General features: G+C 72.5%; 15 protein-coding genes. 2 read left to right on the plus strand and 13 right to left on the minus strand.

Translation table 11 applies throughout. The annotated features are described in order from the left end of the window. Both argH and EL245_RS13155 read right to left on the minus strand, forming a co-directional pair. Positions 1–1500 carry an argininosuccinate lyase gene (gene argH, locus EL245_RS03305; RefSeq protein ID WP_126381851.1) on the minus strand — a complete coding sequence of 500 codons (1500 nt, stop codon included), beginning with the start codon at positions 1498–1500 and terminating at the stop codon, positions 1–3. A gap of 163 nt (positions 1501–1663) precedes the next feature. Continuing rightward, positions 1664–4627, minus strand: a complete 2964-nt coding sequence (locus tag EL245_RS13155; protein WP_161512796.1) for a hypothetical protein — start codon at positions 4625–4627, stop codon at positions 1664–1666. A 167-nt stretch (positions 4628–4794) separates the two neighbouring features. On the opposite strand from EL245_RS13155, the gene EL245_RS03315 reads away from it, so the two are divergent. Beyond that, positions 4795–5724 (plus strand): formate/nitrite transporter family protein, encoded by a 930-nt coding sequence (locus EL245_RS03315; RefSeq protein ID WP_126381852.1) that lies wholly within the window; start codon positions 4795–4797, stop codon positions 5722–5724. 52 nt (positions 5725–5776) lie between these two features. On the opposite strand, the gene EL245_RS03320 is transcribed toward EL245_RS03315, so the two are convergent. The 11 genes from EL245_RS03320 to EL245_RS13160 form a co-directional block, all read right to left on the minus strand. Beyond that, a complete protein-coding gene (locus tag EL245_RS03320) occupies positions 5777–7042 on the minus strand; it encodes an argininosuccinate synthase (RefSeq protein ID WP_126381853.1) in 1266 nt (421 codons plus the stop codon). Between the two features lie 86 nt (positions 7043–7128). Then, complete coding sequence (locus EL245_RS03325; protein ID WP_126381854.1) at positions 7129–7689, minus strand: arginine repressor; 561 nt, start codon at positions 7687–7689, stop codon at positions 7129–7131. Continuing rightward, entirely contained in the window at positions 7686–8927 is a 1242-nt protein-coding gene (locus tag EL245_RS03330) for an acetylornithine transaminase (RefSeq protein WP_269471399.1), read from the minus strand. The genes EL245_RS03325 and EL245_RS03330 overlap by 4 nt, the downstream gene beginning before the upstream one ends. After that, positions 8924–9859, minus strand: a complete 936-nt coding sequence (argB, locus tag EL245_RS03335; RefSeq protein WP_126381855.1) for an acetylglutamate kinase — start codon at positions 9857–9859, stop codon at positions 8924–8926. Before argB ends, EL245_RS03330 begins: the two co-directional genes overlap by 4 nt. After that, entirely contained in the window at positions 9856–11043 is a 1188-nt protein-coding gene (gene argJ, locus EL245_RS03340) for a bifunctional glutamate N-acetyltransferase/amino-acid acetyltransferase ArgJ (protein WP_126381856.1), read from the minus strand. The genes argB and argJ overlap by 4 nt, the downstream gene beginning before the upstream one ends. Further along, the gene (argC, locus tag EL245_RS03345; protein WP_126381857.1) at positions 11040–12149 is read right to left on the minus strand and encodes an N-acetyl-gamma-glutamyl-phosphate reductase; all 1110 of its coding nucleotides are present in this window, start codon (positions 12147–12149) and stop codon (positions 11040–11042) included. Before argC ends, argJ begins: the two co-directional genes overlap by 4 nt. A 139-nt stretch (positions 12150–12288) precedes the next feature. Beyond that, positions 12289–12783 carry a flavodoxin domain-containing protein gene (locus EL245_RS03350; protein WP_126381858.1) on the minus strand — a complete coding sequence of 165 codons (495 nt, stop codon included), beginning with the start codon at positions 12781–12783 and terminating at the stop codon, positions 12289–12291. Positions 12784–12874: 91 nt separating this feature from the next. Further along, complete coding sequence (gene pheT / locus EL245_RS03355; RefSeq protein ID WP_126381859.1) at positions 12875–15532, minus strand: phenylalanine--tRNA ligase subunit beta; 2658 nt, start codon at positions 15530–15532, stop codon at positions 12875–12877. 1 nt (position 15533) lies between these two features. Further along, the gene (pheS, locus tag EL245_RS03360) at positions 15534–16619 is read right to left on the minus strand and encodes a phenylalanine--tRNA ligase subunit alpha (protein WP_126381860.1); all 1086 of its coding nucleotides are present in this window, start codon (positions 16617–16619) and stop codon (positions 15534–15536) included. Between the two features lie 106 nt (positions 16620–16725). Then, on the minus strand, positions 16726–17046 hold the full coding sequence (locus EL245_RS03365) for a helix-turn-helix domain-containing protein (RefSeq protein WP_126381861.1): 321 nt from the start codon (positions 17044–17046) through the stop codon (positions 16726–16728). Next, a complete protein-coding gene (locus EL245_RS13160) occupies positions 17043–17213 on the minus strand; it encodes a hypothetical protein (protein WP_164719448.1) in 171 nt (56 codons plus the stop codon). Before EL245_RS13160 ends, EL245_RS03365 begins: the two co-directional genes overlap by 4 nt. Before the next feature lie 128 nt (positions 17214–17341). On the opposite strand from EL245_RS13160, the gene EL245_RS03370 reads away from it, so the two are divergent. Continuing rightward, positions 17342–18193 carry a MerR family transcriptional regulator gene (locus EL245_RS03370; protein WP_126381862.1) on the plus strand — a complete coding sequence of 284 codons (852 nt, stop codon included), beginning with the start codon at positions 17342–17344 and terminating at the stop codon, positions 18191–18193. Positions 18194–18244: the final 51 nt, after the last annotated feature.

Consider the following 18244-nt stretch of genomic DNA (forward strand, 5'->3'; position numbering starts at 1 on the left):
TCAGTCCTCCGGCACCGTGGCGCCGGGACCGTCGAGGACGGACCCCTCCAGGCAGAAGGCGCGCAGCTCGGCCACATGCGTGCCGGCGCGGGCCAGCTGCTCAAGCACCCGGACCGGAGCGGTTCCCCCGCGCCCGTCGCGGGCCGCCACCGAGCCCTCGGCGCTCAGGACGTCCCTCACGCCCGGTCCCAGCCGGGGGTCGATGGCGACCATCTCGGCGTCGCTCAGCTCCCACAGCTCCATCCCGCGCTCCTCACAGGCCTTGACGCAGGCTCCCGCGATCTCGTGGGCGGCGCGGAAGGCCACCCCCTTCTTGACGAGCCACTCGGCGACGTCGGTGGCCAGTGAGAACCCCTGGGGGGCGAGCTCGGCCATGCGCTCGCGGTGCAGGGTCATCGTGTCGACCATCCCGGCCACCGCGGGCAGGAGGACGGCCAGGGTGTCGAGGGCGTCGAAGACCGGCTCCTTGTCCTCCTGCAGGTCCCGGTCGTAGGCCAGGGGCAGGCCCTTGAGGGTGGCCAGGAGCCCGGCGAGGTCGCCGATGAGCCTGCCGGCCTTGCCTCGGGCGAGCTCGGCGACGTCCGGGTTCTTCTTCTGGGGCATGATCGACGAGCCCGTCGAGTAGGCGTCGTCAAGGGTGATGAAGCCGAACTCCTTGGTGCCCCAGATGATGACCTCCTCGCTCAGTCGGGACAGGTCGACGGCGGTCATGGCCAGGATGAAGCTCATCTCCGCCACGACGTCGCGCGCGGCGGTGCCGTCGATGGAGTTGTCGACCGCGGCCTCGAAGCCGAGCTCGGCCGCGACGGCGTCGGGGTCCAGGCCCAGGGTGTTGCCGGCCAGCGCCCCGGAGCCGTAGGGGGACACGGCCGCCCGGGCGTCCCAGTCGATCATGCGCTCGACGTCCCTCATGAGCGGCCAGGCGTGGGCCAGGAGGTGGTGGGCCAGGAGGACCGGCTGGGCGTGCTGGAGGTGGGTGCGCCCGGGCATGATCGCCGCACCGGCGCCTGACGCCTGCGAGACGAGGGCATCGACGACGTCGAGGACGAGGCCCGCCGTGCGGCGCGCGGCGTCGCGCAGGTACATCCGGATGAGGGTGGCGATCTGGTCGTTGCGCGAGCGGCCCGCGCGCAGGCGTCCTCCCAGGTCCTGTCCCGCGCGCTCGATGAGGCCGCGCTCCAGTGCCGTGTGCACGTCCTCGTCCTCGGGTGCCGGGGTGAAGGCGCCCGAGACGACGTCGTGCTCGAGACTGTCCAGGGAGGCGATCATCGCCGCGAGCTGGGAGGCGTCGAGCAGGCCGACCGCTGCCAGAGCACGGGCGTGAGCGCGGGAGCCGGCGATGTCGTAGCGCGCCAGGCGCCAGTCGACGTGGGTCGACACGCTCAGGGCGGCCAGCGCCTGGGAGGGAGCTCCGGTGAAGCGGCCTCCCCACAGGCTCATCGAGGGAGGGTCGGCTGGGGTGTCGGGGTGGAGGCCGGGTTCGGTGCTCGTCGAGCTCATGGGTCCATCATCCCCCACGCCGTCCCCGGCGACGGCGGCCTGCACCCACGCGAGTGGGCCCGCGTCCCGTGCGTCGGGCCCCCGCCACGGTGGCGGGGGCCCGACGCACGGGGTGACCGGGTCACCAGGACCGGGTTACCAGGACCGGGTCACCAGGACCGGGTCACCAGGACTCCTCCACCGTGATCGTGGGCTCGCCCTTGTCGTCGAAGTCGATGGTTCCCACCATGACGAAGTCGACCTCCTTCTCGTCAGGGTCGGGGTTCCACTGCGTCGGGTTGGGCTTGATCGTGATCGTCGCCTGCCCGGAGGTGAAGGAGGAGGTCGTCATCTCCGTGATCTCCGTGGGGGAGGATGTCACGGTCAGCGACTGCAGGTCGGTTCCCTGCACGGAGTAGGGGCACTGGGAGTCCATGTTGCCCGGCACCGAGGCGCAGCTCTCCACGGCGCTGGCCACCGCCTCGAGCACCTTGTCCTCCAGCTCGGGGCTGGCCTCGACGGTCATGGAGACGGCCGCGACACCCCAGTCCCGTGCTCCACCGACATCGAGCGTCACGTCGTCCATCGTCACGTAGCTCGACAGGTCCTCGGGCGCGGAGACGGTGTAGGTACCCGGGTAGGCGTAGGCCGTCACGGTGCGCTCGGTCACCGAGCCGCCGTAGCCCCAGTCGTCCTGGGAGTCCTCGTCCTGAGAGGACTGCCCCATCTCGATGGTGGCCTGCCCGACCACGACCGAGTCGACCATCTCGGCGGTGATCTCGCAGGGCACGGCCAAGGAGCTGGAGACCTCCCACTCGTGGAGGACGAGCATCGAGTTGTCCTTCCGGGAGACCTCGACCTGGGCCTGGCGCCGCTCCCCGTCGACCTGGTAGACGACGTCGACCATCACTGTCGAGGAGTCCCCAGAGTCTCCAGAGTCCTCTGAGTCCTCGGAGGCCAGCGTGACCTCCTCGACGGTCATCGTCGAGGTCCGCCCCGCCATCGCGGCGTCGGTGAGCAGGCCGCGCTCGTCGTTGGGCACACCGGGGTCGACCAGCGCCGTGGCGGCATCGGCCTGGCCGGAGGCGATGAGCTCGACGTACTCGCGCGCGGCGGCCTCAGGCGTCCTGGAGGAGTTGAGCACGTGGACGGCGACGACGCCTGCGATGACCGCAAGGGCGAGCACCGCGACCGCGAGGAGTCCCAGCCGCACCCGCCGGCGCCCCGAGGGGGACAAGGGGGGCGGTGGGGCCAATGGCGGCACGCCGGGCGCGGCCGCCGACCCGGCCGACTGGGCGGGGACGACCGGCTGGCCGGTGGCCGGCGCCCCGGGCAGGGGCGCCGGGGAGGTCGCGGAAGCCGCGGCGGCCTGCGCCGGGGCCGGGGCAGCCTGCGCCGGGGCCGGGACGGCCTGTGCCGGGGCCGGGACGCCGGCGGCGGGCGGCGCCACCGGGGCCCCGGGGACTCCCGGGGCGGCCTGCGCCGGGGCAGGGACGCCCTGCGGTGCCCCGACCAGCCAGGACTGGAGGGCCTGGCGCCCGACGAGCACCTGGAGTACCCGGGGGAAGAGCTGGTAGACGACCGCCGGCAGGACCTCAGCCGCGGCTGAGGCCAGGGCCACGGCCAGGGGCGCGGTGACGAGCGCCAGCACAGAGGGGTACAGGCTGGCCCTCATGTTGATCAGTGAGCTGGAGACCGACAGACCGCCGGACACCGCGAGCAGGACCACGGGCACCCAGACGATGAGCCAGACGGTAGGCAGCTGCCAGACCCGAGTCCACTGGGGCCCTGCCAGACGCTGCCTGCGCACGCCCACGCGCAGCGCGACCACGACGAGCGCGAGCACGGCCAGGACGACGAGCAGCCACCCCCAGGCCGACTCGCTCCAGGCGTACACGGTGTCGGTCGGTTCCGATGACCCGAAGGCCTCCGAGGCCGACAGGCTCAGGCCCCCCAGCGTCCCCAGGGCGATGAACGCGACGACGAGGTTGGGCGCCATGATCGGGAGGACGAGCAGGGTGCTGACGTCGTCCAGGGCGGCGCCGACCATGACGACGAGCAGCGCCGCACCGAAGGCGGCTCCCAGGACGACCCAGGTCTGGGCGAGCTCGGCACGGATCTGTCGGCAGCGCCACCACCATGCGGGCGCCGAGGAGGCGGGCAGGCGGGACAGGCGCCCGACGGCGGCACCCACCGTCGCGACGAGCAGCACGAGCAGGAGGATCCTGGGCGCCGAGGGGGCGATGGTCATCTCCTCCGAGCCCCACAGGCCCAGGGGGTCGGAGGAACCGGTTCCGGCGGTGACCCGGCCCAGACCCGTCACCAGCGTCGTGACGACCGCGGCGAGGAGTCCCTCGGCTGCTGAGCGCAGGAGGACCGGACCCACGCGGGTGGCGCGGGAGTCGTCAGGAGCGCGACGGCGCGTCACCCAGGCCGTGAGGGCGCCGATGGCGGTCAGGGGGCCCAGGCACAGCATCGACACCGAGGCCGAGAACATCTCATGGTTCACCCTCACCATGCCGCCGACCACGACACCGGAGGCGACGAGGATGCGCTGCAGCAGGGAGGAGCCCTCGAGGGGGACGTTCCCGGCCTCCAGACCGGCGCTGAGGAGGATCCCCGAGACGAGCGCGGGGACGACAGCGGCCAGGAGGACGAGGCCCACGGTGACCAGGCCCGCCGGGGACACGAGGTGAGCCAGCTCGAGGGCCTCGACCGAGCGCCGCACCGGAGCGCCGGCCCCCGGGGGTACCGGAGCCCCGGGGCCGGCCTGCGCCGGGGCGCCCACGGGCCACGAGGCGGTTCCCAGGGGGACGCTCGCACCGCCGGACCCATCGGGGTACCCGGAGGCCGCGGCGGCCCCGGGCCAGGGCTGTGCCTGCGGCCCGGGCGGCACAGGCGGCGCAGAGGGATACGGCGCTCCGCCCGTCCCGGGGGCAGGCGGCGGAACATTGCTGTCCACCGGGTCAACCGGGTCAACCGGGTCGACCGGGTCAGCACCGTCGGTGGCCTCGACGCTCGTCGTGTCGTTCGCGTCGTCCACCTCCGCGGCCTGCGCGCCGGGAGGCCAGGAGACCGCGTCCGGGCTGCCGTCGTCTCCGGGCGGCTGGGGCGGGGAGGGGATGTGGTCGTCGGAACGATCGTTCATGCCGGGCTCCTGCGATTCTCAGGGTGGGGAGAGCGACCGCAGTCTATAGCGACGCGACGCCGGGCACGGGCCGTTCGGGTGCACGCAGTCCGCGGTTGTCAGGATGCGATGAGGTGCTCCGGCCGTTTCGGGCGTGGCGCGTGTCTGGGCGTGGGACGATGGGCCCCATGGCCGACTCCCAGAACGCGCTCTTCCCCGGCAAGCAGTTCATCTCGACGGTGCTCGAGGCCCTGGAGACCAAGACCCAGATGACCGGGTCGATCGCGCACCGGTACCTCATGCGCGCTGCGATGGCTGGCATGATCGTCGCCGTCTTCTACGTCGTCAACTACGCGATCATCGGGATCTTCGACTCCCTGGGCGTCGGTGGCACGTCCATGGCGGGCGTGGGCAGGGTGCTCGGTGCGCTGTGCTTCGGCCCGGCCCTGGTCTTCATCTACTACACGAGGTCCGAGCTGCTCACCTCGAACATGATGGTCGTGGTCGTCGGTGCCTACTACCGCCGCACCTCGTGGTGGAGGGGCCTGCGGGTCCTGGGCCTGTGCCTGTTCGGCAACTTCCTCGGCGGCCTGGTGTTCGCGATCCTCTACCGCTTCTCCTCCCTCCTCGAGGGACCCACCGGCGAGATGGCCGTCCACTCGGTGGAGACCAAGCTCGGCTACCTGTCCTCCGCCTCCGGCATCGGGGACCTCTTCGTCCGGGCGATCCTGTGCAACTTCATGATCAACCTGGCGATGCTCCTCATCTACAACGGCTACATCCACGAGGACTGGTCGAAGGTCTTCTCGATGATCATCGCCGTCTTCGTCTTCGCCTTCCTCGGCCTGGAGCACTCGGTGGCCAACACGGTCCTGTTCTCGGTGGTCGGCCTGACCCACGGGATCGACGTTCCCCTGGCGCTGGCCAACGTCGGGGTCGCGCTGCTGGGCAACTTCGTCGGCGGCGGGCTGCTCATCGGCGCCTACTACGCCTACGCCAACGACGACACCCGCTTCCTGCGCCGCACGGCAGACAAGGGCAGTGCCAAGCCCGCCCTACCGGCATCCGGCGGGTCGGGCGGGCCCCGCCAGACACGGGGTTCGGCCGGGGCGTCCTGACGAGCCCGTCCGTCTGCCCGGACGCGGGCCGGCCCGCGTCCGGGCGGCGCGCTCAGGAGACGGGCGCAGCGTCGTCCTGTGTCGTACCGGCCTGGCCCTCGCGAGCGGCGCGGGCGGCGACGAGCCTGGACTGCAGGCCGTAGATGTCGATGAACCCGCGTGAGGAGGACTGGTCGAAGGTGTCCCCCGTGTCGTAGGTGGCCAGGTTGAAGTCGTACAGACCAACGGGCGAGCGCCAGCCGGTGGCCGTCGCCCTGCCGCCGTGGAGCACGAGGCGGACCTCTCCGCTCACGTAGCGCTGGGTGTCCTCGACGAAGGCGTCGAGCGACTCCTTGAGCGGTGAGTACCACTGGGCCTCGTAGACCAGCTCGGCCCAGGTCTGCTCGACGTGGCGCTTGAACCGGCGCTGGAGCCGCTCGAGGGTGAGCGCCTCGAGGGCACGGTGGGCCTCGATGAGGGCCACCGCACCGGGGGCCTCGTAGACCTCGCGCGACTTGATGCCCACGAGGCGGTCCTCGACGACGTCGATGCGGCCCACGCCCTGGGCGCCTGCACGGCGGTTGAGCTCCTGGACGGCCTCCAGGGGCGTGACCCCCTCGGAGTCGATGGCCACCGGCACCCCCGTGTCGAAGGTGATGATGAGCTCGTCGGGCACGGGAGGATAGGCGGGGTCGTCGGTGTAGACGTAGACGTCCTTGGTCGGGGCGTTCCAGAGGTCCTCGAGGAAGCCGGTCTCGACCGCCCTGCCCCACACGTTCTGGTCGATGGAGAAGGGGTTGTGCCGCGTGGTCTCGATCGGCAGGCGGTGCGCGACGGCGTAGTCGATGGCGACGTCACGGGTCAGGGCGAGGTCACGCACCGGCGACAGGCACTGGAGCTCCGGGGCGATCGAGGTGATGGAGACCTCGAAGCGCACCTGGTCGTTGCCCTTGCCCGTGCATCCGTGGGCGACGGTCGACGAGCCGATCTGGCGGGCTGTGGCGACGAGGTGCTTGGCGATGAGCGGGCGGGACAGGGCGGACACCAGCGGGTAGGCACCCTCGTACAGTGCGTTGGCCTTGAGGGCGGGCATGCAGTAGTCGGAGGCGAACTCCTCCCGGGCATCCACGACGTAGGCACGCACCGCACCGCAGTCCAGGGCTCGTCGGCGGATCACCTCGAGGTCCTCGCCGCCCTGACCGACGTCGACGGCCACCGCCACGACGTCTCGGCCCGTTCGCTCCCTGATCCATCCGATGGCCACGGAGGTGTCGAGCCCTCCGGAGTAGGCCAGGACAACAGGATCAGCATGATCAACAGGGTCGTTGTGCGTGCTCATGTCATTTCTCCTCCGACTGGTGCAGGGACGCACCGTTGTGGGATGGGGTGGACCCGCCCGTCGCGTCGGACGCCGGGCGGGGCCTCTCAGGCGCGCGCTGTGGGATCGGCCAGTGCCAGGAGGTGGCCGGCGAGCCGCGCGGCCACCTCCTCGTCGCGGGTGACGACCAGGAGGGTGTCGTCACCCCCGACGCAGCCGAGCACGCCTGGGAGCATGGAGTCGTCCACCGCGCTGGCCAGGAGCTGGGCCGCTCCGGCGGGAGTGCGCAGGACGAGCTGGTTACCGGCCCACTCGGCCGTGACGAGCAGGTCGGCGCACCAGCGTGCCAGGCGTGCCGTCGTGTGCTCAGCCAGGGAGGCGTCACCGCCGGAGCCTTGGTGCATCTTGACCTGCCCGGGGGCACCGGCCTCGGGGATCGCGTAGACCTGGGTCCCCCCGGTGAAGCGGACCTTGGTCGCCCGCAGCTCGACAAGGTCGCGCGAGAGCGTCGCCTGGGTCGTGCTCACTCCGCGGGCGGCCAGGGCGTCGCGCAGCTCTGCCTGGGAGCGGACGCGCTCCTTGGCCAGGATCTGGGCGATGAGGGCGTGGCGCGCCGCCTTCGTGGCGGGCGCCGGGGCGACTGCCTCGTGCTCGGGGTCCGCGGTCATGCTGACCCTCCCCCCGTCCCGAGGCGCTCGGCCAGGACGAGCGCGAGGCAGTCGGTGAAGGCGTCGGCCTCGGCGTCGGACAGGATGAGCGGAGGGGCCAGGCGCAGGGTGTCGGGCCGGGGGGCGTTGACGATGAAGCCCCGTCGGGCCAGCTCGGCGGCGACCTCGCCGGAGGGCCCGACCCGCTCCTGAAGCCCCACGCCGCGCAGCAGACCCCGTCCACGGACCTCGGTGACGCCGGGCAGGCCGGCAAGATCGGCCGACCAGCGCTCGCCCAGGGACGCGGCCCGAGCGAGCAGGCCCTCAGACCTCATGGTCCGGATGACCGCGAGAGCCGCCGCGCAGGCCACTGGGTTGCCCCCGAAGGTCGTGCCGTGCTGTCCAGGACCGAGCAGGTCGGCGGCCGGGCCCGAGGCCACGACCGCGCCCACCGGGATCCCCCCGCCCAGCCCCTTGGCCAGGGTGACGACGTCGGGGACGACCCCGGGGGCCAGCGCGTGGTGCGCCATCCACCCGCCGGTGCGGCCCATGCCGGTCTGGACCTCGTCAAGAACGAGCAGCGCGCCGGCCTGGGCGGTCAGCTCGCGTGCCGCCTCGAGGTAGCCCGGTCCGAGCTCGCGCACCCCGGCCTCGCCCTGGATCGGTTCGAGGACGAGGGCGGCGACGTCGGGTCCCATCGCTTGGCGCAGCGCCTCGAGGTCCCCGGCGGGGATGAACTCCACGCCGCCGGGCAGCGGCTCGAAGGGCTCGCGGTAGGAGGCCTTGTGCGTCAGAGCCAGGGCGCCCATGGTCCGCCCGTGGAAGGACTGCTCGAGTGCGAGCACCCGCGGGCGGGCAGGGCCGCCGTGGAGGCGGGTGATCTTGAGGGCGGCCTCGTTGGCCTCGGTGCCGGAGTTGGCCAGGAAGACCCTGACGTCCTGGGCTGGGGCGCCTGGGAAGGTGAGGGCCGCCAGCTCCTCGGCCAGGCTCACCTGGGCGGGGGTGGTGAAGAGGTTGGAGACGTGGCCGAGGGTGGACATCTGAGCCCCGACCGCCTCGACGAGGGCCGGGTGGGCGTGCCCCAGGCAGTTGACGGCGATGCCCGCCAGGAGGTCGACGTACTCCACCCCGTCGGCGTCCCACACGCGGGCGCCCTGACCGCGCACGAGGACGCGCTCGGGGGTGCCGAAGGTGTTCATGACGCTGCGGGCGTAGCGCTGGCGCCACTGCTCGGTGGCGCTTGTGGTCGGGGTACTCACCGCGGGGCCTCCCCTGCGTGCCGGATGACCTTGGCGTGCTCGAGCTGGATCTCGGTGCCGACGCCGGAGTCGGTGACGATCTCCAGGAGCATCGAGTGCGGCTGCCGGCCGTCGACGATGTGGGCCTGGCGCACGCCGCCGCGCACCGCCCGCAGGCAGGCCTCGATCTTGGGGATCATGCCTGAGGCGAGGCCGGGCAGGAGGGCCTCGAGCTCGTTGACTCCGATGCAGCCGATGATGGAGGACTTGTCGGGCCAGTTGGCGTAGAGCCCCTCGACGTCGGTGAGCATGATGAGCTTCTGCGCCTTGAGGGCCACGGCCAGTGCCGCGGCGGCCGTGTCGGCGTTGATGTTGAGGACGGTGGTGGAGTCGGTGACCAGCGGCGCGACCGAGGAGATGACCGGGATACGGCCCATGGCCAGCAGCTCGGTGACCGAGCGCGGGTCGACCTCGACGACGTCGCCCACGAGACCGACGTCGACGCTCTCGCCGTCGATGGTGGCGCGGCGCTGGCGGGCGGACAGGAGCCCGCCGTCCTCCCCCGAGATCCCCACCGCGGCCGAGCCGTCCTTGTTGAGCAGGCTGACGAGCTCGCGCTGGACCGAGCCGGTCAGCACCATCCTCACGACGTCCATGACCTCGGGGGTGGTCACCCGCAGGCCTCCGCGGAACTCCGAGTCGATGCCCAGGCGCCCCAGCATCGCGGAGATCTGGGGCCCGCCGCCGTGGACGACGACGGGCTTGAGACCGACCTGGTGGAGGAAGAGGATGTCGGCGGCGAAGGCCCGCTTGAGGTGCTCGTCGACCATCGCGTTGCCGCCGTACTTGATGACGACGGTCGTGCCCTTGTAGGTCCGCAGCCAGGGGACGGCCTCGAGGAGCACCGAGGCCTTCTGGGTCGGTGTGAGGTATGCGGGGAACTTCGTGCTCATGTCGTGTACTCCGCGTTGATCGTGACGTATCCGTGGGTGAGGTCGTTGGTCCACACGGTGGCCTCGGCGCTGCCGGCCCACAGCGCGATGTCGATGCGGGTCTCGCGCGGGGTCATGTCGACCTTCGAGCGGTCCTCCCCCAGGGCGCCGTGGCGGAAGATGGTCACCCCGTTGATCGTGACGTCGACCTTATCGGGGTCTAAGGGGCAGACCTCCTCGGGCACCGTCCCCAGCTGTGACAGCACCCTGCCCCAGTTGGGGTCGTTGCCCGCCACCGCGCACTTGAGGAGGTTGGAGGCCGAGACCGTGCGCGCCGCGGCCTCCGCGGCGGCCTCGCTGACCGCACCGGTGACGGTGACGGCGATGTCGTGGGTGGCGCCCTCGGCGTCCGCCACGAGGCGCCTGCCGAGCATCCCCAGGAGCTCGGTGAGGGCCTCCTCGAGCTCGGCCTGGTCGGGGCTGGCGCCCGAGGCGCCCGAGGCCAGGAGGACGACGGTGTCGTTGGTCGACATGCAGCCGTCGGAGTTGATGCGGTTGACGGTACGGGCCGTGGCTGCCTCGAGCGCGCGCTGGGCCCCGGCGGCGTCGACCTGCGCGTCGGTGGTCAGGACCGCGAGCATCGTGGCCAGGCCGGGGGCGAGCATGCCCACCCCCTTGATCATGCCGCCTACGGTCCAGCCGTCCCTGACCACCGTGTCCTCCTTGGGGACGGTGTCAGTGGTCATGATGGCGACGGCCGCGTCGTGCCCGGCCTGGGCGCCGGCAGCCAGGGTCTCGGCCGCCGAGCGCGCCCCGTCCAGGAGCCTGGGCATGTCGAGTGGGGTGCCGATGACGCCCGTGGAGCACACGAGCACCTCGTCGGGGGCGGCCCCCAGGAGCCTGCCGACCTCCTGGGCCGTCAGCCGGGCGTCCTGCGCGCCCTGGAGCCCGGTGCAGGCGTTGGCCGATCCGGAGTTGAGCACGACGGCACGGGCCGAGCCGGGCTCACCGCCCTGGTCCTGACCGCCGATGACCTCACGGGACCACACCACCGGCGCCGCGACGACCCGGTTGGTCGTGAACACGCCCGCGGCGACGTCGAGGGGGCCGTCGTTGACGACGAGGGCCAGGTCCGGCTTCCCCGAGGCCTTGAGCCCGGCGCGCACGCCGGCGGCGCGAAATCCTTGTGCTGCTGTGACGCTCACGGTGCGACTCCCTGAAGGGTCAGGCCCGTCGTCTCCGGACGGCCCAGGGCGAGGTTGAGGGACTGGACGGCCGCGCTGGCGGTGCCCTTGCCGAGGTTGTCGACGGCGCAGACCATCGTGGCCACGCCGGCCTGCCTGTCGAGGGTCACCTGGACGGTGGCCAGGCCGGAGCCGGTCACCGCGCCGCTGACCGGCCAGGTCCCCTCGGGCAGGAGGTGGACGGCGGGCTCCCCGGTGCCCGGGTGGCCGTACGCCCGCTCCCACGGGGCGCGCAGCGTCCCCTCGGGGTCGGGGGCGTCGAGGACCGCCGGGGTGACCGGCGCCGTCACGGTGGCCAGGATGCCGCGGCTCATGGGCACGAGCACCGGGGTGAAGGACAGGCCGACCGTGCCCTCGCACGCACCTGCCACCTCGAGGTTCTGGATGATCTCGGGGATGTGACGGTGGGTGCCGCCCACGGCGTAGGGCTGGGCCGATCCCAGGGCCTCGGCCGCGCTCAGATGCGGCTTGAGCGCCTTGCCCGCCCCGGAGTAGCCGACCGCCAGGACGGCGGTCACGCGGGTGGGGTCGACAAGGCCCGCACCCACACCCGGCTGGGCCGCCAGGGTCACGGCGGTCACGTTGCAGCCGGGCACGGCGATGCGGTCGGTGGCCGCCAGCTCGCGGCGCTGGGTCTGCGCCGTGTCCTCCCCTGCGTGCAGGAGCTCGGGCATGCCGTAGGTCCACGCGCCGGCGTGCTCGGTCCCGTAGAACCGGCTCCACGCCCGGGCGCTGGTCAGGCGGTGGTCTGCCCCGCAGTCGACGAGAACCGGGCCGGCCGCGCCGCCGGTGCCAGCCTCCTCCAGCGCGCGGGCCACGGCACCGGAGGCACCGTGCGGCAGGGCCAGGACGACTGCGTCGTGACCGCGCAGGCGCTGGGCGTCGGTGGGCTCGACCACGCGGTCGGCCAGCAGCGGCAGGTGGGGGTGGTGGGCTCCCAGGAGGGTGCCGGCTGAGGAGTTGGCGGTCAGCGCGCCGATCTCGAGGTCCGGGTGGGCCGAGAGGATCCGCAGGACCTCTCCCCCGGCGTACCCGGTCGCTCCGGCGACCGCGATGGTCCAAGTCATGCGCAAACCATACGCTGGGATGCATAGAAATCCATAACGGGATGGTGTGGCAGGCACGTAGCCTTGCTCACACCATCCCGTCCACGCGGCATCATGGACATGGCGCCGGGGACGGACGTCCCCGGTCACCGGCCGCGCGTCATATTCCCGAGGACAGGGTCCCTGCGATCGCGTCGGCCCACTCGCGCACCGCGTCGAGATCGCGGAAGTCGCCCTCGGTGGCGCCGCCGAGGGTCGCGATCGAGCGCTCGCGCAGGGACAGCCTGCTCGGGTCGAATGTCCCCGGGAAGGTCACGTGGTCCTCCGGGTCGATGGACAGCAGCACCGGGCCGATCCGGTGCGGGTCGGAGACCTTGCCCTTGGGCAGGCCCGCCAGGCCCACCGAGAAGGCCCACACCGGGTGGGCGCGCAGGGCGTCCCTGAAGCGCTCGGTGAAGGCGACGGCCTCGTTGGTCCAGTGCGTCATGTACACGGCGCTGCCCAGGACGAAGGCGCCGTACGGGGTGACGTCGACGACGTCCTCGGGGCGGGCCTGGTCGACGTCGTGACCTGCTGCGCGCAGGCGCTCGGCGATGACGTGCCCGATCTCCTCGGTGGAGCCGTGGCGCGAGGACACAGCGAGCAGGATCTTCATGGCTCCAGTATTCACGTCCCTCGCCTCCGGCGTGTGGGACTCGGGACCCGGAATAGCCGGTCGTGACCACCACCACAACGGGAGGCGGAGCTCAGGACCGCAGCTCGGCCCCCACCGCCTTGGCCGCCCGCTTGACGACGCGCTTGCGCACCGCCGCGGTCTCCTGCGCGGTCAGGGTGCGGTCGGGAGCGCGCAGCCGCAGGGAGAAGGCCAGGGACTTGCGCCCCTCACCGAGCTGGGGGCCGCGGAAGACGTCGAAGAGCCGCACCTCCTCGGCGAGGTCTCCCACCGCCTGGACGATGACGGCCTCGACCTGGGCTGCCGTGACCTCCTCGTCGACGACGAGGGCGAGGTCCTCCTTGGCGACCGGGAAGGTCGAGACCGGACCGACCTGGAGCACCCCGGAGGCCTCGACCGCGTCGAGCAGGGGCTCGAGGTCGATCTCGACGGCGCAGGCGCGCTCGGGCAGGCCCACGGAGCGCAGGACCTGGGGGTGGAGCTCACCGGCGTGGGCCACGAGGGCGCCGGGACGCAGCTCGCGTCCCTCACGGGTGGCGGGCAGGCGCAGCTCGGCGGTGCGTCCGGGGTGCCAGGGGGCGACGGGGGAGGCGGGCGCACTGACCTCGAGCGCCACCCCGAGGGCCGAGGCGACGGTACGCACGAGCTCGACGGCGTCCGCCCAGTCCCAGGGGCGGCCTGCGGCCAGGACACCCGGACGCTCCCGGTCACCGGCCAGCACCGCCGCCACGTGCTCGGGCTGGGCGGGGATACCCCGCTCGATGGCGGCCAGCTCCTCGTGCGAGGGCCGTTGACGCACGCCCGGGATCGGTGCCGGGACCGTGCCCGCGGGGTGGGTGACCGTGCCGGTCTCGAAGACGGCGACGTCGCCCAGGCCCCGGGAGATGTTGCGCCTGGCGACCTCGACGAGGGTGTCCAGGACGCTTGTGCGCAGGCACGGGGCGTCCTCGGCCAGCGGGTTGGCCAGGCGCACGGCGCGGCGCCGCGGGTCCTGGGGAGGCAGGGCGAGGCGGTCGTGGACGTCCCCGATGAAGGGGTAGGACAGCACCTGCGTCAGCCCGGCCCCGGCCAGGGCGCGCACGACCTCGCGCCGAGCCTTCTGCCGGACCGACAGGCCGGTGCCTGCCGGGGCGGTGGGCACGATGGAGGGGATGTTGTCGTAGCCGTCGAGGCGGGCGACCTCCTCGGCCAGGTGGGCCGCACCCACGAGGTCGGGACGCCAGGTCGGGGCCGTCACGCGCAGGAGCTCGCCGCCCTCGTCGTCGGAGCCTGCCGGCTCGACCTCGCAGCCGATCGTGGTGAGCAGCTCGACGACCCGCGCGGTGCCGTAGGGCACGCCCGTGAGGCGCTCGGCGGCGTCGGCGCGCACGAGCATCGGCTCAGGTGCCCGGGTGCGGTCGACATCGGTGGCGTGCGGGTCGGCGGTCCCGCCGCCGTAGGTGACGAGAAGGTCGACGGCGCGCTGGGCGGCCACCGGTGCGAGGGCGGTGTCGACGCCCCGCTCGTTGCGCTTGGCGGACTCGGTGGGCAGGCGGTGGCGGCGCGCGGAGCGGGCCACGGAGACGGCGTCGAAGTGGGCGGCCTCGATGAGCACGTCGGTCGTCGAGGAGTCGATCTCCGCCTCCGCGCCTCCGAAGACCCCGGCCAGGACCAGGGGGCGTGAGCCCTCCCCCTGCGGGGAGTCGGAGATGACGAGGTCCTCGGGATCCAGGGTGCGGGTGACCTCGTCGAGGAAGGTGAGGGTCTCCCCCGACCGGGCGCGGCGCACGACCACCGGGGCGGCGAGCTTGGCCAGGTCGAAGGCGTGCAGCGGCTGCCCCAGGTCGAGCATGACGTAGTTCGTCACGTCGACGACCAGGGAGATGGGGCGCATGCCCGCCGCCGTGAGACGGTCGCGCATCCAGGTCGGGCTCGGTGCGGTCGGGTCGATGCCCCGCACGACCCGGGCGACGTAGCGGTCGACCCCGGGGCGCCCGTGGACGGGAGCGAGGTCCTCGGCGAAGCGCACGTCGTAGCCTCCGGGGCCGGCCTGCGCCACGCCCTGCGGGTAGAGACCGGGGTCGGAGGCGTCGGCGGGGTCGGTGAAGGCGGCTCCCGTGGAGTGGGAGTACTCGCGGGCCACCCCCCGCATCGAGAAGCAGTACCCCCGGTCAGGGGTGATGTTGATCTCGAGGACCTCCTCGCCCAGGCCGAGCAGGCCGACGGCGTCGGTACCGGGGGCCGGGGTCTCGGCGAGGTCGCGGCCCTCGTCGGCCAGCCACCGGTCGAGCACGATGATGCCGTCGTGGTCCTCTCCGATGCCCAGCTCCCTGGCCGAGCAGATCATGCCGTCCGAGACGTGGCCGTAGGTCTTGCGGGCCGCGATGGCGAAGCCTCCGGGCAGGACGGCCCCGGGCAGGCTGACGACCACCGAGTCACCGACGGTGAAGTTGTGGGCACCGCACACGATGCCGCGGCTGGGCAGCTCTGAGGGCTCCTTGCCCGTGCCCGGGGCGTCGTTGTGCTCGGGCCCGACGTCGACCCGGCAGTAGTTGATGAGCTTGCCGTTGGACTGCTCCTTGGACTCCAGGGTCAGGACCTTGCCGACGACGAGAGGGCCGGTGACGGCAGGCGGGACGACGCCCTCCTCCTCCAGGCCGACGCGCACGAGGTCGGCGGCCAGCTGCTCAGCGGTGGTGCCCACGGGGACCTCGACGTGCTCGCGGAGCCACTCGATGGGGACGTACGGCATGTCAGTTGCCCTTTCCGGTCGTGCCGAACTGCTGGGAGAAGCGCAGGTCGCCCTCGACGATGTCGTGCATGTCAGCGATTCCATGGCGCAGCATGAGGGTGCGCTCCAGGCCCATGCCGAAGGCGAAGCCGGTGTGGACCTCGGGGTCGATGCCGCAGGCGATGAGCACGTTGGGGTTGACCATGCCGCAGCCTCCCCACTCGATCCACCCGGCTCCGCCCTTCTTCTGGGGGAACCACAGGTCCATCTCGGCGCTGGGCTCGGTGAAGGGGAAGAAGGAGGGGCGCAGGCGGGTGCGGGCCTGGGGCCCGAACATGGCGCGCGCGAAGTGGTCGAGGGTGCCCTTGAGGTGAGCCATGGTCAGGCCCTTGTCGACGGCCAGTCCCTCGACCTGGTGGAAGACCGGGGTGTGGGTCTGGTCGAGCTCGTCGGAGCGGAAGACCTTGCCCGGGCAGGCGATGTAGAGAGGCGGCTCGGCGGCCAGCATCGCACGGGCCTGGACGGGCGAGGTGTGGGTGCGCAGGACGAGGTTGGCCGCCTCCCCCGGGGCCGCGCCGAGGCTGGCGCCGTCGACGTAGAAGGTGTCCTGCATCTGGCGGGCCGGGTGGTCGGGGTCGAAGTTGAGCGCGTCGAAGTCGTACCACTCGTGCTCGAGCTCAGGGCCCTCGGCGATGGACCATCCCATGGCGACGAAGAAGTCGGAGACCTCCTCGATGAGCAGGTCCAGGGGGTGGCGCGCCCCGGCGGGTGACCGGTCGGTGGGAACGGTGACGTCGACCGCCTCGGTGTCGAGCATGCGCGCCTCGGCCTCGGCCTCGAGGACCTCCTGGCGCTCGGCCAGGGCGGCGGCCAGGCGCGCGCGGGCGCCACCGAGGAGCCTGCCGGCGACGGGCTTGTCGGCCCGGTCCAGGGCGCCGATGCCCCGGTTGGTGAGCGCCAGGACGGAGGAGTCGCCGGTGTAGGCCAGGCGGGCCTCCTTGAGGGCGGCCAGGTCGCTGGCGGCGGCGACGGCCGCCAGCCCCTCGGCGACGAGGGCGTTGATACCCGCTTCGTCCAGCGGCGACAGCGCGCCGGCTGCGTCAGTCATCTGCGAACCTTCCCGTGGTGCTTGCTCCGCGCCCAGGGTAGTCCGCGGTGCACGGCGCCCAGAAATCGCGCCCGCGGGTCGTGCACGCCGACGCGGTCGGCACCGCTCAGGCGGGCCCGTCGGCCTCGAGCCTGCGGTCGATGAACTGGCTGGAGCCCGGGACCGTGAAGGCGATGACACCACGCTCCGGGGAGTAGACGAGGCCCTTGGCGATGAGGTTGGCCCGTGCCGGCCCCAGTGAGCTCGGATGCCTGTCGAGGCGCTCGGCCACGGTCGCGCTCGAGGAGGGCTGCCCCCGGTCGGCCGCCATGGCGATGAGGTAGTCGCGTTCCGCGGGTGTGGCACGGTCCCTCCGAGCCTGGAAGAACATGGAGTCGAGCTGGTCGAGCCCGAGCCTCTCCGCGGCCTGCGCGTCCTGGAGGGTCAAGGGCGAGGCGTCAGCGGCCCGCCAGACGGCCAGCCCTGCTGGCTGGCCTCGTGCTCGATGGCCAGGAGCGCACCCATGAGCTCGTCGTCGAGGTCCTGCATCTCGTCGACGACGATCGCCAGCGCTGGATGCTCCTGCCCCAGCACGCCGACGACGTCCCTGACCACAGGTATCGGACAACCGCGGACCCAGCACAGGACCCGCCTGGGGTCCGAGTAGCGCTCCCGAGCGCTCACCGTCCCCTGGTCGCGGCGCTGCTTGACGGTGACGTTGCGTCACCTGTTGGGATGGGGCCATGCGAGTCAAGGAGATGGCCGACCTGGCGGGGACGACGCCCCGGGCCGTGCGTCACTACCACCGCCTCGGGCTGCTGGAGATACCACCCACCGTGCGAGGCAAGCGCCACTACGGCGTCGAGCACCTGGCCCGGCTCCTGCGCATCCGCTGGCTTGCCGAGGGCGGGTTGTCCCTGTCTCAGGTCGCCGAGATGCTGTCGAGCGACACCAGGGGCGCCGACCGAAGCACCGTGCTGCAGGACCTGCGAGCCGCCCGCGGGACGATCGAGGCGCAGCGGCGCAGCCTTGAGGAGCAGGCGGTGCGGATCGACGAGCTCATCGCCCGGGTGGAGTCCGGTAGCGCCCTGTCTCCCGCGCCGACGGCACTCACCCGTTTCTACGACGATCTTGAGGACCGCGTGCGCAAGGCGGGCGGCGACGTCGCCGCTGTGCGCACCGAGAGGCAGATCAAGCAGGTCATGGCCGCTCTGGGCATGATCCCCGACTCCGCCGCGGCCTTCGTCGAGGAGCTCGACGACGCCGACATGGAGCTGTGCGCCCGACAGGTCTGCGCCTTCAGCCGTCTTCCGAGGCTCCGGGCTCCCGAGGGGCTCGAGCAGGCCCACGAGCTCGCCCAGAACACCTACGCACTGTGCCTACGCCACAAGACGGCGGTCGTCAGGGCCCTTGCCGACCTGCCCGACGGGGCGCTGGGCCGGGCCCTGTGGCGGCTCAGCCACGTCATGGTGGTCACCGGGTACCCCCACCCGGCTCAGCGCGCCTTCGCCGTCCACCTCCTCGATCTGCTCATGACCGACCCCGACATCGCCGCCACGATCCGCCGCTCGGCGGGAAAGGACCCCGTTCTGTGAGCTCACCGACCCCACCAGCCCTGCCCTCCGGCACCCGTGAGCCGACGTCCG

The organism is Actinomyces howellii, assembly GCF_900637165.1.
Classification (GTDB): Bacteria; Actinomycetota; Actinomycetes; order Actinomycetales; family Actinomycetaceae; genus Actinomyces; species Actinomyces howellii.

Bases quoted from the DNA above. Each gene is read 5' to 3' on its own strand.
- argH (WP_126381851.1), bottom strand. From the start codon at position 1,500: ATGAGCTCGACGAGCACCGAACCCGGCCTCCACCCCGACACCCCAGCC.
- EL245_RS13155 (WP_161512796.1), bottom strand. From the start codon at position 4,627: ATGAACGATCGTTCCGACGACCACATCCCCTCCCCGCCCCAGCCGCCC.
- EL245_RS03315 (WP_126381852.1), top strand. From the start codon at position 4,795: ATGGCCGACTCCCAGAACGCGCTCTTCCCCGGCAAGCAGTTCATCTCG.
- EL245_RS03320 (WP_126381853.1), bottom strand. From the start codon at position 7,042: ATGAGCACGCACAACGACCCTGTTGATCATGCTGATCCTGTTGTCCTG.
- EL245_RS03325 (WP_126381854.1), bottom strand. From the start codon at position 7,689: ATGACCGCGGACCCCGAGCACGAGGCAGTCGCCCCGGCGCCCGCCACG.
- argB (WP_126381855.1), bottom strand. From the start codon at position 9,859: ATGAGCACGAAGTTCCCCGCATACCTCACACCGACCCAGAAGGCCTCG.
- argC (WP_126381857.1), bottom strand. From the start codon at position 12,149: ATGACTTGGACCATCGCGGTCGCCGGAGCGACCGGGTACGCCGGGGGA.
- EL245_RS03350 (WP_126381858.1), bottom strand. From the start codon at position 12,783: ATGAAGATCCTGCTCGCTGTGTCCTCGCGCCACGGCTCCACCGAGGAG.
- pheT (WP_126381859.1), bottom strand. From the start codon at position 15,532: ATGCCGTACGTCCCCATCGAGTGGCTCCGCGAGCACGTCGAGGTCCCC.
- pheS (WP_126381860.1), bottom strand. From the start codon at position 16,619: ATGACTGACGCAGCCGGCGCGCTGTCGCCGCTGGACGAAGCGGGTATC.
- EL245_RS03370 (WP_126381862.1), top strand. From the start codon at position 17,342: ATGCGAGTCAAGGAGATGGCCGACCTGGCGGGGACGACGCCCCGGGCC.